Raw genomic sequence first — 13,941 nt, forward strand, 5'->3', positions numbered from 1 at the left:
AAAAATTGTTTTTTTACAATTTTATAATACATCTCTGTTGCGATAATAAAGCAATTATTGTATTAACCTTTAACTCATGAGTTGTAATTGATCAAAAATTCAAAAAAAATAAACTCAAAAAATAATTATCAAATTAATACAGGTCTTTTAGTTCTTGAAAATAAGAAAGTATTTAAAGGAATTGGTATTGGCTATGAAGGAGAGGCAACTGGAGAAGTGTGTTTCAACACTTCTTTAACTGGCTACCAGGAAATAATCTCAGATCCTTCTTATGCGGGTCAAATTATCAATTTTACATTTCCCCATATTGGAAATGTAGGCACTAACAAAGAAGATATAGAGTCTGATAAGATATGGACTAAGGGAGTAATTTTTAATTCAGAAATAACTGACCCATCAAACTATAGAGCTTTTTTACATCTAGATGCATGGCTTAAGAAGAACAAAATTGTTGGGCTCACTGGTCTTGATACCAGAAGTTTAACTAATTTTATTAGAGATAAAGGAGCACCAAAAGGAACAATTGCTTTTTCGAAAAAACAAAAATTCAATATAAGCAAACTAACAAATACTACTTTAAAATGGAGCGGGTTAAAAAATCTAGATCTCGCTAAAGAAGTATCAACTCCAAAAAATTATATTTGGAAGGGTTTTAAAACTTGGAAAAAGAAAGAGGGATTTGTAAAAAATAGAAAAAATCAATTTCATGTTGTTGCAATAGATTATGGAATTAAAAAAAATATTTTAAGGTATTTTTCTGATTTTAATTGCAAAGTGACAGTAGTGTCATGTGTAACTTCTGCTGAAAATATAATTAAACTTAAGCCTAATGGAATATTTCTATCAAATGGACCTGGTGATCCTGCTGCAACTGGAAAATATGCAATAAATATTATCAAAGAACTTATTAAAAAAAATTTACCAATATTTGGTATTTGTTTAGGACACCAAATTTTAGGTTTGGCCTTAGGTGGTAAAACAAAAAAAATGAAACTAGGTCATAGAGGGGCTAACCATCCTGTTAAAAATATAATCCAAAATAATGTTGAAATCACAAGTCAAAATCATGGTTTTGAAGTAGTCAAAGAAACTTTACCAAAGAATATTCAAGTAACTCATCAATCTCTTTTTGATAATAGTGTTGAGGGAATTAAATTAAAAAACAAACCAATATTTTCAGTACAGTATCACCCTGAATCTAATCCAGGACCTCAAGACAGTGTCTATTTATTTCAAGAATTTATCAACAATATGAAAAAAAATGCCAAAAAGAAAAGATCTTAAAAAAATTTTAGTTGTTGGAGCTGGTCCAATAATAATTGGCCAAGCTTGTGAGTTTGATTACTCTGGAACACAAGCTTGTAAAGCTTTAAAAGATGAAGGTTATAAAGTTGTTTTAATTAATTCTAACCCTGCAACAATCATGACCGATCCTGATGTTGCAGATAAAACTTACATAGAGCCTATCACATTAGAGGTTCTAGAAAAAATTCTTATAAAAGAAAAACCAGATGCAATTCTTCCAACTATGGGAGGCCAAACTGCTCTTAATCTTGCAATGGAGGCAGAGAAAAAAGGGATATTAAAAAAATACAAAATAGAGCTTATTGGTGCAAATTCTAAAGCAATTTCTAATGCTGAAGATCGAAAAAAATTTAGAAAAAATATGATTGATATTGGTCTAGATTTACCAAAATCTGAAATTGTAAATAATATCAATCAAGCTTCTAGGGTTCTAAATAAAATTGGTTTGCCTGCAATTATTAGACCTGCATTTACTTTAGGTGGTCTAGGTGGTGGGATCGCAAAGAATAAAAAAGAATATCTTAAAATTATAAAAAACGGGCTGCACGAGTCTCCAGTTAGCCAAGTTCTAGTAGAAGAATGTCTAGAAGGTTGGAAAGAATTTGAGATGGAAGTTGTAAGAGATAAAAAAGATAACTGTATAATTATCTGTTCGATAGAAAATATTGATCCAATGGGAATTCACACAGGAGATTCTGTAACTGTTGCTCCAGCTTTAACTCTTACTGATAAAGAATATCAAGTTATGAGAAATGCCTCTATTGCTTGTTTAAGAAAAATTGGTGTTGAGACAGGTGGATCCAATGTTCAATTTGCAATCAATCCAAAAAATGGACGAATGGTTGTTATTGAAATGAATCCAAGAGTATCCAGATCATCAGCACTTGCATCTAAAGCAACCGGGTTTCCAATTGCAAAAGTAGCGGCTAAACTCGCAGTTGGTTATACTTTAGATGAACTTAAAAATGAGATTACAAAAGTAACACCTGCTTCTTTTGAACCAAGTATTGATTATGTAGTAACCAAAATACCAAGGTTTACTTTCGAAAAATTTTCTACTTCTCCTGCAACTTTAGGTACTTCAATGAAATCTGTTGGTGAAGCAATGGCTATAGGAAGAAATTTCAAAGAGTCTGTTCAAAAAGCATTGGTTTCTCTAGAAACTGGTTTTTCTGGTTTGGACCAAATATTTAATCTAAATAAAAAACAAATAGAAAAAAAACTAAAAGAGCATATTCCAAATAAAATACTTCTTGTTGCCGAGGCTTTTAGAAAAAAAATCAATTTAAAAAGAATTTATAGTTTATCTAAAATTGATCCGTGGTTTTTAGGACAAATTAAAGAGATTGTTGATAACGAGTTAGTTATTAAAAAAAGAGGCCTTCCAAAAGATTATAATGAATTTAATAGAATTAAATCTATTGGTTTTTCAGACAAAAAATTAGCTGAACTTACTAATACCTCCGAAGATCTTGTAAGAAGAAAAAGAACTGCTCTAAAAGTGCTACCTGTATATAAAAAAGTTGATACCTGTGCTGCTGAATTTAAATCATTTACACCTTACATGTACTCAACTTATCAAAGAAATTTTTCAATAAGTTCTGAGTGTGAGGCAAATCCATCAAATAAAAATAAAATAATAATTTTAGGTGGTGGCCCTAACAGAATAGGCCAAGGAATTGAGTTTGATTATTGCTGTTGTCAGGCAAGTTTTTCATTAAAAGACGCAGGATACGAAACCATCATGGTTAATTGCAACCCTGAAACTGTATCTACTGATTATGATACGAGTGACCGGTTATATTTTGAACCTTTGATAGAAGAGTATGTATTTAACATTATTAAAAAAGAACAAGAAAAAGGAAATCTAATAGGTGTTATTGCTCAGTTTGGAGGACAAACTCCAATAAAGCTTGCTAAATTTTTAAATGATAACAAACTTCCAATTTTAGGAACACAATATAACTCAATAGATTTAGCAGAAGATAGAGATCAATTTAGAAACCTATTAATTAAATTAAATTTAAAACAAGCTGATAGTGGGATTGCAAAAACATTCAAAGAAGCAATTAAAATATCTGAAAAAATTGGTTTACCATTAGTAGTAAGACCTTCATATGTTTTAGGTGGAAGAGCAATGGAAATTGTTCATGAAAAAAGTCAACTGAAAAACTTTGTCGAAGAAGCATTTAAAGCTGCTGAAGAAAATCCAATTTTAATTGATAAATTTTTAGATCATGCAATGGAAGTTGATGTGGATGCTATTTCTGATGGAAAAGATGTATATGTAGCAGGTATCATGCAACATATAGAGGAAGCAGGAATTCATTCTGGAGACTCAGCTTGTAGTTTGCCACCTGTATCAATTAAACCATATCTAATTAAAGAAATTGAAAATCAAACAAAAAAACTTGCCTTAGCACTTAAAGTAAAAGGTTTTATGAATATTCAATATGCAATCAAGAAAGATGAAATTTATATTATTGAAGTAAATCCTCGTGCTAGTCGAACTGTACCGTTTGTTTCAAAAGCAAAAGGGATACCACTTGCAAAGATTGCATCAAGAATAATGGCTGGTGAAAAACTTTCTAAATTTAATCTTAAGGATAAATCAAAAGGAATGTATGCAGTAAAAGAGGCTGTATTTCCTTTTAATAAATTTCCAAATAGCGATTTACTCTTAGGACCTGAGATGAAGTCTACAGGTGAAGTGATGGGATTTGATAAAGATTTTGGAATGGCTTTTGCTAAAAGTCAAATTGCTGCAGCCAACTCACTTCCAAAACAAGGTCTTGCATTTATATCTTTAAAAGACTCACATAAAGACGAAGGTATTGATTTAGCAAGACAGCTAATAAAGCTTAACTTCAAATTATGTGCAACGAAAGGTACTGCTGAATACATACAAAAACATGGCATGAGATGCAAAATTATAAACAAAGTAAGTAGTGGCAGTCCTCACATTGTAGACGTTTTAGATTCAAATAAAATTGCACTTGTAATTAATACCGGCGGTGGAAACAGTGAGCACAGATTAAATGACGCTATTGCACTTCGAAGAGCAACGCTCAAAAATAAAGTTCCTTATTGTACAAACATGTCTACAGCTCTAGCATGTTTAGAAGCAATTAAATCTTTGAAAACAAAAAAGCTAGAAGTTCAGGCTATACAATAAATATCTATAAAAAAATTATATATTAAGCATAGAAAATAATATAAATTTTATTTTAAAAAAAACCCAATTTGGGTAAAAGATCAATTCATGCATTTACAAAATTATAAAATAATAGAAGATTTAGTTTCTTCAATATATACAAAAGATATATCAAACTTTGGTGACAGATCTTATTACCCTCAAATATTAAAATTAGTAAGCAGAATTAATTTAAAAAATTTTACAAATGAAAATCTTATTTGTGAAGATTCAGTGTTTTGTTCTACTTCAAATGGAGCAAGTATTAATTTAATTTCAAGAAGTCTTGGTCTTCCAAGGGAAACTGTTAGAAGAAAAGTTTCAGAATTAATCAAATTAAATTGGTTAATTAAAGACAATTCAAAAATTTATGTTTCTCAAGAATGGAGAAAAAAAAATTTAGAAAACAATGAGATTATTCTTAAAGAATTAATTGAGCTTTCTAGAAAAATTTAAGACTATGAACAATATTCAACATATAATTTTAAAAAATAAAAAAATAAATGATGTGGTGGTACCTAAGGCTTATTTGGAGAAAAATGAATATAACGCTAAATTAAGCTATGAAGAAATGATTAACAAGATTAATGGGAAAGAGAAGAATAAGAAGAAACTAATCTATTTTGTATCTACCGTTTCTGCAATCGCATTAATTGCTGCTAGCTACTCTTAGCCTTAATTATTTAAATTAAATTCAATATTTACTATCAGCAACAAGATTTAAGTTTAATGATTTTGTTGACTACGTGTTTACTCTGATTATATTTAAATCATGAGTTATCCAGAAAAAACTGAAAATGATGTGCTGATAATAACAGTCAGTGGTGAAATAGATCTAGAAAATTCTGGAAATTTAAGACAACAAGTACAAGGAGCTTTAGATGACAATAAAGCTGTATCAGTTGATATGAGTGCTGTAAATTATATTGATAGTTCAGGAATTGCAGTACTTATTGAAAGTAAACAAAGAGCTGGGGAAGGAAGTAAAGAATTTAAAATAGTTAAACCTAGCGAAGCTGTAGTTTCAGTTTTAAAACTTGCAAAACTAACAAGTTTTTTTGACATCGAGAATTAATATTAAATATTTTAAATTTAAACTCGCTTCTATTAATCGTAATCTGCGTCAGTATCGATAGCGTCTGCACCTGTATGCCATGCACCATGATCTGATAAATTCCAACCACAATCTGCTTGACCATCTGCAGCACTAGTACCAAAATATTTACCACCAATTGATTTATGTGAATAATCTCCAGTGTCTCTGTGTATTATCACTCTAAATCTAGCTTTTGCCATTGGACAACCACCACCTGAACCATATCCTCCTGTAGATTTATAACAGAACATTTGGATTTGACCTCGTTTATGATTTCCCCAAGCTTCATTATCAATTGTAATACTTGTTTTATTAGGTTTCCATGGATTCTTAAATTTAGAATTATCTGTACCACCACCTAAGAAATAATTTTTCATTGAAATTAAGAATTGTTTACAAGTGGTGTCAGAATTAACCATGTCACCTGTTAAATTACCACCATCATCATATTCAGGAGTTGCACTTCCAAGGTCATTTTGAATAATAATAGTTTCTGTGTCCATATATTTTGTAATTGTTGTATAATTTTGCTCTAATACTTTTAATCTAGTAGAATCTACATAACTTTGATAACCAACAACGCCGACACCTGCTAATACACCGATAATTGCAACTACAACTAAAAGTTCGACTAAAGAAAAACCTTTTTGGAGTTTAAAATGCATTTACTTACTAATTTTTTATTTATTTAGTGAACATCTTAATATGGAAATTAAGTAAAAAAAACCATTAATTAAAAATTTTAGAATACTTGGAGCCGACTTACTATTTAATTCAGTATTTCTTTCTTGAATAAATGGAACTTCTTTTATTACTTTATTATTTTTTTTCATTTCAAAAATGAAGTCAATTATAAAGTTAGCATAAAAAGTATTCTTCGGAAAAATATCAATTAAAATATCTCTTTTAAATATAATTATACAACTTGTATAATCTTTAATTTGTGAATAAAGAAGTAACTGAGATAATTTGTTAATTATCAAACTTGGTAATCTTCTATATTTACTTCTTTCATCTAAAGCATTTTCAACATATCTAGAAAATATTATACAATCTTCATTTTTAATGTTTTCAAAAGTTTTAATAAAATGATCAATACTATTATGCATATCAATATCAAATCTTAAAATATAATCTCCAGCACTTAGTTTAATACCATCTATAAAAGCACTAGCGAAACCTCTGATATTTTTTCTAACTACAAATTTTATTTTTGGATGATTGTATTTTTCTAAAATATCAACTGTTCCATCAGAAGAATTATCGTCAATTATTATTATCTCTTTAACAACAGCGTAATTAACCAATGTATCTATTGCAAATTTAATATTTTCTACTTCGTTGTAAGAACTTAATACTATTGATAGATTTCCCATTACAATATATTTAATTTAAAATGTTAAACAACATTAGAGCATTGTATCATATAATTTTGAATTATCATTTTTATACTATTCCAATAATTATAAATGAAATTTATTTCAATTTTAAATATGATAAATATCTAAATAAATTCAAATATCTAAAGAGCAACTATTTATCAGACTCTATTCCATGTCCATTCACCTTTTTAAAAAAAATAAAATCATTCATTGAAAAAAAAAATATTAATTTAATTTGTGATCTTGGATCAGGTTATGGGAAAGTGCTATATTTTTTTGGTAAAATAAATCATCACAAAATTGATGGTATTGAGTTGGATGAAGCTATTTATCAAATATCTAAATCATTAGAAAATGAAAAAATAAATATTTTAAATCAAAATATTTTAGACTTTGATTTAAATTCGAAAAACTACGATTTATTTATACTTAATGATCCTCTTAAAAAAAAAGATGATTTAAAAAAAATAGTTGAAAAACTAAAATTAATAAAAAGACATTGCTATTTTGTTTTTATTAATCTTACTCCAGATAAAACAAAAATAATAAATTCAAATCTTGAAGTAATTGATAGTTATATTATATCGAACAGCAAAAATATTTATTTCACAAAATCAAAATGATTAAAGAATTAATAAACACTATTTCAACGAATATAATTGGAAATGAATTCAAGATTAAAATTTCTATAGCTACCATTTTAAGTGGGGGACATATATTAATTGAGGATCTTCCAGGGACAGGAAAAACTACTTTTGCAAAATCTTTAACAAGTGCAATGAATTTAAAATTTAAAAGAATTCAATTTACATCTGATTTATTACCAAGTGATATAATTGGATACACATTCTTAAAAAATAACGAATTTGTTGTTAACAAAGGACCAATATTTACAAATATAGTTCTCGCAGACGAGTTAAATCGTGCAAGTCCAAAAACACAAAGTGCTTTTCTTGAATCTATGGAGGAAAAAACAGTAACAATTGATAAGGACACCTTTAATCTTCCAATTCCTTTTTCTGTTATTGCAACACAAAATCCATCAGATTTATCTGGTACTTCTTTATTACCAGAATCACAATTAGATCGTTTCACTATTTCATTTTCTTTAGAGGAACTAAGTAAAGATCAAAGAATAGAATTACTAAAAAATGAGATAAACAATAATTCAATTAAATCAAATTTTTCTTATGATCAAACTATCAAAGATATTAGCCAGATAAATATCAATGATAGTGTAATTGAATATTTAGATAACGTTTCTCAATTTATAAAGAATAATTTTAATAATATTCATATTTCTCCAAGATGCTTAAAACAAACAATCAGTCTTTCAAAATCATTAAGTTACTTAAACTCAAATAAATATGTAACATATCAAGAAATTAAGGATGTCCTTCCTTATATACTTCGTCATCGATTGAATATTGTTGAAAAAAACGAATTTATTGAATTTATGAAAAATGAAGTTCTAAAGAAAGTTCCTCTACCTGATGAAAAATAGTTTTTGGAAAAAGTTTTTTTTAAAAAAATCTCTAAAATATCTTAACACTATCAGTAGAAAAAATTTATATATCTTTCCAAATTTAAGAGGATTTCAAATTGCAGCTTTAATATTTTTTTGTTTTTCGGTAGCTATTTTTTATCAAAATAATTTTGCACTGCTGTTATCAATTATTTTATTTTTTATTTATTTCATCTCAATTCTAATCTCTTATCAAAACTTACTTAATTTAGATTTATCTATTAATGATAAACTTCACCCAGCTAATAAAGTTGTAAATTTAAGATACATAATTAGTGACAAACATAAAAGAGAAAGACTTAATATTAATTTTGATTTAGGAAAAAATAGTGTCAAAGCAGATATCAAAAATAAAATTAATATAAATTTAAAGCATAAATTTAATAAAAGAGGTAATGTTAAAGTCCCAACTTTGGATATTCACTCTCAATTCCCTTTTGGTATTATAAAAACTTTCACAAATGTGTCTTTTAGCGAAAATCTAACTATTTACCCAGAGCCAATTAAACCCTCAAATGAAATTTTTGAACAACTATATCAGTTGAATACTGATGAAGGTTTTGATTATGAATTTGATAAAATTGAAGAAAATAAAGAAAATACTAATTTATCTAAAATTTCATGGAAACACTCATCAATTAAAAAAAAACTTTACGAAAAAAAATTCAAGTTTTCTAATAATTTACAACATGTAACTATAGACCTACAAAAATTGAATAATGATAGTTTTGAAAAAAAACTTTCTTATGCCAGCTATTTGATTGAATATTTTTATAATTTAAAAAAACCATTTTTATTAAAAAATAAAGATTTTATTTCTACGATTGCTTGTTCTTTAGAACATAGAAACAAACTCTTAACTTACCTTGCAAATGTTTAAGCTAAATTTATTAAATTATAATTTTAATGCTTTGATAATATTAACATCAAGCTATTTACTTTTAATTGATGAAGTTGACCTAATAACAAATATTTTTTTTGTTATCTTATATGTTTTTGCTATTCTTCAAAAAAGCTTCAACTATAATTATAAAAAGGTATTCAGTTCTATTTTGGCTATATCTACAGTTTGCATCTTATTTATTTTAAATGATCAAACATTATCTAAAGAATATTTTATAAATTTGATTTTGGGTTTAGCCTTTCTAAAATATTCTGAAATTGAAAAAAAAGAAAATCATTATTTTTTTGGATTTACTTGTGTATTTTTAGCTGTAAGCTCACTTGTCTACGGTCAAGACTTAATTAGCTCACTTCTCTCTCTTTTGATAATTATATTATCAATCATTCATCTTTATTCACTAAATCAAATTAAGATATTAAAACTAAATTTAAATAATCTTGTTAAATATTTTATATTTGCAATTAGCATTATTCCTATCATTGCAATTGTGTACTTTATTTTTCCAAGGGCAGAATTGAATATAAAACTATTTGAAACCAAGAAAAATCAGTTAGGTATACCTGATGAAATCAGTCTAGGTTCATTTCACAATATATCAGGTAGTGAAGAAAACGTTTTTATATTTAAGATTAATAATCAAGATATTAATCAAAAGTACTACTTCAGGGTTAAGGTGTTTGATAAGTTAAATAACAATAAAGATTGGTTAAATTCAGAATATAAAATATTACTCTCACAATTTAAGAATAGTTTTAAAGTCTCTAATCATATCAGAAACGAAAGTGTTGATGCTTCATTAATAATGTTTCCACATGAAAAAAACTGGCTACCTAAATTAGCAAACTATAATTTTAATAATTCAAATTTAGATTTAAATTTAATTAATAATACACTCACTTCTAAAGAAATTTTAAGTAATAAAAAATCATACAAATTAGTTTATGATAAAAAAGATGTAACATTTCAAAATAATATTTTGAAGTATTATACACTGTTGCCTAAAAATATTTCTCCTAAATTGATGCAATGGGCAAAAACAAATTATGAAGAATCAAAAGATGCTAATGAGTATTTAAATAAAATTTTAAATGAATTTAAAACTAATGATTTTTATTACAGTCTAACCCCTGGTACTCAAGGCAATGATTATGCAAACTTTTTTTTCAACACTAAAAATGGTTATTGCGAATATTATGCTGGAACCTTTGCGATACTCGCAAGATTAGCAGGCATACCATCTAGAATAGTCACTGGTTATTATGGTGGATCTTATAATGAAATTGGGGATTTCTATACATTTAAACAACAAGATGCTCACTCTTGGGTGGAAATATTTATAAATGATAATTGGGTTTTGTATGACCCAACATTATCTGTTCCTAGTAACAATATTTTAAATTCAAACAACAACAATTTTGATAGTTTCAATGCATCAACAACAAATGATTTTGAAACTGGACAAATGAATATTAATAAAATTGGAATTTATTTTGAATACATAAACTATATATGGACTAATAGTTTTATTAGATATGACGAGAAATCGAGATCAAATTTTATTAAAGAAAAGTTAACAAAAGCTAATAACTATAAATATTTCCTAATTATTATTTTTTTTTCAATTTTTGTTATTTACGCTTTCAAAGTTCTTACTTTCATTAATTCAAAAAAAATTTTATTTACATTATTTTTTAAAAAACTTAGAAAAGAAAATAATAACATTTCAGAATTTATGACACATCAAGAAATATTTAGTTCATTAAATATAATTGATCAGCATAAATATAAAATTTTATTCGATTTTTATGAAAAGCTTAAGTTTAGTAAAAATTTCAAAGTTTCAATAAAAAATTTTTATGAGATAAATTTAAAAATATTAAAATATGCTTATTTTAAAAGATAAATCAAAACTAGTATTATTTATATCGGGAGTTTTAATTTTTTTAATTCATCAAATTATTTTCTTATCCTATTTAGATTTTGAGAAACACCATTTTGATTTTCAATCTGCATTATCAAGGTTAATATTTGGTAAAATCTGGTTTTTTAAAAATGGATTGGATGTTCCTTGGTTCACTCCACATGTTTGTTGTGGATTGCCCTTATATTCAAACCCAGAATCAGAATTTTACTCGCCAGTTCAATTATTATTTTTGTTTTTAAAACCATTAACTACATTCAAAGTTATTTTCTTTTTATATTCATTAATTGGTTTTTATGGTTTTTTCTTAGTTTTAAGAAATATTTTTAAACTATCTAATAATGCGTCTTTAATTGGTTCAACAATATTTTTGTTTAACCATTGTTTTGCTTTTCATTATTTGTCTGGTCATATTGCTTGGGGTTTATATTATGTAGTTCCATTTTTTTTCTTCTTATGCGCTATATCCTTAAATAATCGAAATAAAATATCTTCATTATTTTTAATCTCATGTGCCGGGTTAATCTTTGCAATCATCATGCACAGTGGTGGAACTAGAATTGTTATTGAAATCTTAATTTTTATTTTTTTTCTAACAATATTACACCTAATCAATTTCAAAAATTTTAAGATTATATTACATGTATCAGTGGCTGTTTTAATTGGTCTAATGATTTCATCTTCAAAAATTTATGCTGGATGGTCATTTGTTGGTGAATTAGAACGAGAAGTATCAGTTCTATACTTTAAGAGTATTCGACATTTTATTTCTGTATTTTTTGATTTCTTTTTCTTGTCACCTAGAGAGGCTATTGGAAATGATGTTGCTAAATTTGATGTTCTTTTATCAATTGAAGAATTGTCATTTAACTTATCAATTTTACCTTTAATAGTTCTAGTTATTTACTTAAGAAGTGTTCCAGAAATTACAAAGGATAAATTTAAATTATTATTTAGTTTTGTACTATTAATTGCAGTTTTTGTACTAATTTTATTAAATTTCTCTAATACATTTCTTGGTTCTTTAGTTGGAAAAATTCCTTTTATGACGACAGACTGGCTGTCACTTAGAAAGCTTACGCCATTTGTTCTGTTATTTTCAATCCTTACAGCAATGATGTTTGATAAGATTTCTTTTAAAAAATACAATTTGATAACATTTTTATTTATATCAATTGTTATTATTCAAAATATTTCTTTTGATAGAAATAAATTAAATAAAGTTTTTAGATATTCAGAACTGGATATATTGCTTAAATATAATGTTACAAAAGATAACGTTGATGATTTTAAAATCGAAAAAGTTCTTTCAATTGTTAATGATGAAACCAGTTATTCTCGTCCTTATGAGCATCATTATTTTTTAAATAATCAGTCTATTCAATACTGTTATTTTCCTATTTTGGGCTATGATTTAAAATTACTTAAACCTATAGTTTCAAAAATAAAATTTAATGAATACAAAATATACGATAGCTCTGACGAGAATAATCCCACGACATTAAATACTGAAAAAAAACTTAAGCTAAGATTTTATCAAGGCGATCCTTTACTTAGAGTAAATGAAAATTTAAATTTTATTAATCCCTCATGTTATTTAAATCCAGAAGGAAATAATTGTGAAAAAAACTTCTTATTTAAAATTGATCAAAAAGATGAACTAATAAAGTTTTTAAATTATGAACCTTTTGAGTTTAAACATTTAAAACTTCAAATATTTTTTAATTATTTAAGTATATTTACGTTAATTTTTATTTTTACTATCTTCTTTTTTTGGACAATTTACAGAATAAAAAAAAACCCCTCTAATAAATATTAGAGGGGTTTTTTTAAATCTAATTTTAACTTATTTTAAAATTATTTAAGTTGAAATTCTTTAGCTTTATATTCTCCTTCACTTCCTGCTTCACCATCAGCTGTATAATATTCCACATAAAAATATCCTGATGTTCCACCAGATGAGTATAATCCGCCTGAAGGAATTACAGCACCATTTTGTGTGTAATCTTCAGCTGTAAAATGGGCTATGTTAATCTGACCCTTTTTAACGTCAGCAGCAGCAGAATTGTAAACAATTTGATTTCCACCTGCAGCATCATACGGGTTTTTAAATGCATTCCCATATCCATCAGTACCAAAGTAACAAGTTAGTCCTTTAATAAAGTCCCCTAGATTATCACTGTAAACAGTGTATGCCTGAAGAGAAGAACAATCAGATCCAGCGCTTATTGCTCCTGAAACCGTTTGGATATTGTTGTTAAGCAGAGTTAGCTCTGTTTCAACAAATCTTTTTACTGAGTTAAAGTTAGCTACCGCAACTCTACTTTTTGCAGAGTCAGTGTAACTTTGATAACCCACAATTCCAACACCTGCTAAAACTCCAATAATTGCAACAACAACTAGAAGCTCTACAAGTGAGAAACCTTTTTGTAGTGTTTTTTTCATAATTATGTTTTTCCTATATTCTAGAATTATATATATATATGAGGTCCTTCTACCAATATTCTTTACTATGTAAACTATAAAAAATAGCTAACTTAAATAGCTATTTAAATTATTTATACACCCAATTTGGGGGTATTATACAAGAAATATTGAGGAAAACTAAGTGGCAG

At 26.7% G+C, this 13,941-nt stretch carries 13 protein-coding genes; 10 read left to right on the plus strand and 3 right to left on the minus strand.

The genetic code is table 11. The features are described from left to right. Positions 1-87 precede the first annotated feature (87 nt). From carA to ACTTBM_RS02905, 5 genes are all read left to right on the plus strand, one after another. Entirely contained in the window at positions 88-1,284 is a 1,197-nt protein-coding gene (carA, locus tag ACTTBM_RS02885; RefSeq protein WP_440634636.1) for a glutamine-hydrolyzing carbamoyl-phosphate synthase small subunit, read from the plus strand. Continuing rightward, a complete protein-coding gene (gene carB, locus ACTTBM_RS02890; protein ID WP_440634637.1) occupies positions 1,262-4,480 on the plus strand; it encodes a carbamoyl-phosphate synthase large subunit in 3,219 nt (1,072 codons plus the stop codon). The genes carA and carB overlap by 23 nt, the downstream gene beginning before the upstream one ends. A gap of 87 nt (positions 4,481-4,567) precedes the next feature. After that, positions 4,568-4,954, plus strand: a complete 387-nt coding sequence (locus ACTTBM_RS02895) for a hypothetical protein (RefSeq protein ID WP_440634638.1) — start codon at positions 4,568-4,570, stop codon at positions 4,952-4,954. Between the two features lie 4 nt (positions 4,955-4,958). Beyond that, the gene (locus ACTTBM_RS02900) at positions 4,959-5,171 is read left to right on the plus strand and encodes a hypothetical protein (RefSeq protein ID WP_440634639.1); all 213 of its coding nucleotides are present in this window, start codon (positions 4,959-4,961) and stop codon (positions 5,169-5,171) included. Between the two features lie 99 nt (positions 5,172-5,270). Then, positions 5,271-5,573 carry an STAS domain-containing protein gene (locus tag ACTTBM_RS02905; protein WP_440634640.1) on the plus strand — a complete coding sequence of 101 codons (303 nt, stop codon included), beginning with the start codon at positions 5,271-5,273 and terminating at the stop codon, positions 5,571-5,573. 32 nt (positions 5,574-5,605) lie between these two features. On the opposite strand, the gene ACTTBM_RS02910 is transcribed toward ACTTBM_RS02905, so the two are convergent. Then, positions 5,606-6,259, minus strand: a complete 654-nt coding sequence (locus tag ACTTBM_RS02910; protein WP_440634641.1) for a prepilin-type N-terminal cleavage/methylation domain-containing protein — start codon at positions 6,257-6,259, stop codon at positions 5,606-5,608. A gap of 15 nt (positions 6,260-6,274) precedes the next feature. Continuing rightward, entirely contained in the window at positions 6,275-6,970 is a 696-nt protein-coding gene (locus ACTTBM_RS02915) for a glycosyltransferase (protein ID WP_440634642.1), read from the minus strand. Positions 6,971-6,990: 20 nt separating this feature from the next. Here ACTTBM_RS02915 and ACTTBM_RS02920 point away from each other — a divergent pair, with 20 nt between their 5' ends. Genes ACTTBM_RS02920 through ACTTBM_RS02940 form a run of 5 tightly spaced genes read left to right on the plus strand, consistent with a single transcriptional unit; the run spans position 6,991 to position 13,145 of the window. Then, on the plus strand, positions 6,991-7,599 hold the full coding sequence (locus tag ACTTBM_RS02920; protein WP_440634643.1) for a class I SAM-dependent methyltransferase: 609 nt from the start codon (positions 6,991-6,993) through the stop codon (positions 7,597-7,599). Beyond that, positions 7,596-8,480: an AAA family ATPase gene (locus ACTTBM_RS02925; RefSeq protein WP_440634644.1), complete on the plus strand. Its 885-nt coding sequence runs from the start codon at positions 7,596-7,598 to the stop codon at positions 8,478-8,480. Before ACTTBM_RS02920 ends, ACTTBM_RS02925 begins: the two co-directional genes overlap by 4 nt. Beyond that, on the plus strand, positions 8,470-9,381 hold the full coding sequence (locus ACTTBM_RS02930) for a hypothetical protein (RefSeq protein ID WP_440634645.1): 912 nt from the start codon (positions 8,470-8,472) through the stop codon (positions 9,379-9,381). The genes ACTTBM_RS02925 and ACTTBM_RS02930 overlap by 11 nt, the downstream gene beginning before the upstream one ends. Beyond that, the gene (locus ACTTBM_RS02935; RefSeq protein WP_440634646.1) at positions 9,374-11,308 is read left to right on the plus strand and encodes a transglutaminase family protein; all 1,935 of its coding nucleotides are present in this window, start codon (positions 9,374-9,376) and stop codon (positions 11,306-11,308) included. The genes ACTTBM_RS02930 and ACTTBM_RS02935 overlap by 8 nt, the downstream gene beginning before the upstream one ends. Then, the gene (locus tag ACTTBM_RS02940; protein ID WP_440634647.1) at positions 11,289-13,145 is read left to right on the plus strand and encodes a hypothetical protein; all 1,857 of its coding nucleotides are present in this window, start codon (positions 11,289-11,291) and stop codon (positions 13,143-13,145) included. Before ACTTBM_RS02935 ends, ACTTBM_RS02940 begins: the two co-directional genes overlap by 20 nt. 38 nt (positions 13,146-13,183) lie before the next feature. Here the strand turns inward: ACTTBM_RS02940 and ACTTBM_RS02945 are convergent, their stop codons facing one another. Next, positions 13,184-13,771 carry a pilin gene (locus ACTTBM_RS02945; protein WP_440634648.1) on the minus strand — a complete coding sequence of 196 codons (588 nt, stop codon included), beginning with the start codon at positions 13,769-13,771 and terminating at the stop codon, positions 13,184-13,186. Positions 13,772-13,941 lie beyond the last annotated feature (170 nt).

Source organism: Candidatus Pelagibacter sp. HIMB1746, from assembly GCF_052047555.1.
GTDB lineage: Bacteria > Pseudomonadota > Alphaproteobacteria > Pelagibacterales > Pelagibacteraceae > Pelagibacter.

Coding starts and splice junctions, on each gene's coding strand:
- ACTTBM_RS02940 (WP_440634647.1), top strand. CDS start 11,289: ATGCTTATTTTAAAAGATAAATCAAAACTAGTATTATTTATATCGGGA.
- ACTTBM_RS02945 (WP_440634648.1), bottom strand. CDS start 13,771: ATGAAAAAAACACTACAAAAAGGTTTCTCACTTGTAGAGCTTCTAGTT.
- ACTTBM_RS02900 (WP_440634639.1), top strand. CDS start 4,959: ATGAACAATATTCAACATATAATTTTAAAAAATAAAAAAATAAATGAT.
- carB (WP_440634637.1), top strand. CDS start 1,262: ATGCCAAAAAGAAAAGATCTTAAAAAAATTTTAGTTGTTGGAGCTGGT.
- ACTTBM_RS02905 (WP_440634640.1), top strand. CDS start 5,271: ATGAGTTATCCAGAAAAAACTGAAAATGATGTGCTGATAATAACAGTC.
- ACTTBM_RS02910 (WP_440634641.1), bottom strand. CDS start 6,259: ATGCATTTTAAACTCCAAAAAGGTTTTTCTTTAGTCGAACTTTTAGTT.
- ACTTBM_RS02895 (WP_440634638.1), top strand. CDS start 4,568: ATGCATTTACAAAATTATAAAATAATAGAAGATTTAGTTTCTTCAATA.
- ACTTBM_RS02915 (WP_440634642.1), bottom strand. CDS start 6,970: ATGGGAAATCTATCAATAGTATTAAGTTCTTACAACGAAGTAGAAAAT.
- ACTTBM_RS02920 (WP_440634643.1), top strand. CDS start 6,991: ATGTTAAACAACATTAGAGCATTGTATCATATAATTTTGAATTATCAT.
- ACTTBM_RS02930 (WP_440634645.1), top strand. CDS start 8,470: ATGAAAAATAGTTTTTGGAAAAAGTTTTTTTTAAAAAAATCTCTAAAA.
- ACTTBM_RS02935 (WP_440634646.1), top strand. CDS start 9,374: ATGTTTAAGCTAAATTTATTAAATTATAATTTTAATGCTTTGATAATA.
- ACTTBM_RS02925 (WP_440634644.1), top strand. CDS start 7,596: ATGATTAAAGAATTAATAAACACTATTTCAACGAATATAATTGGAAAT.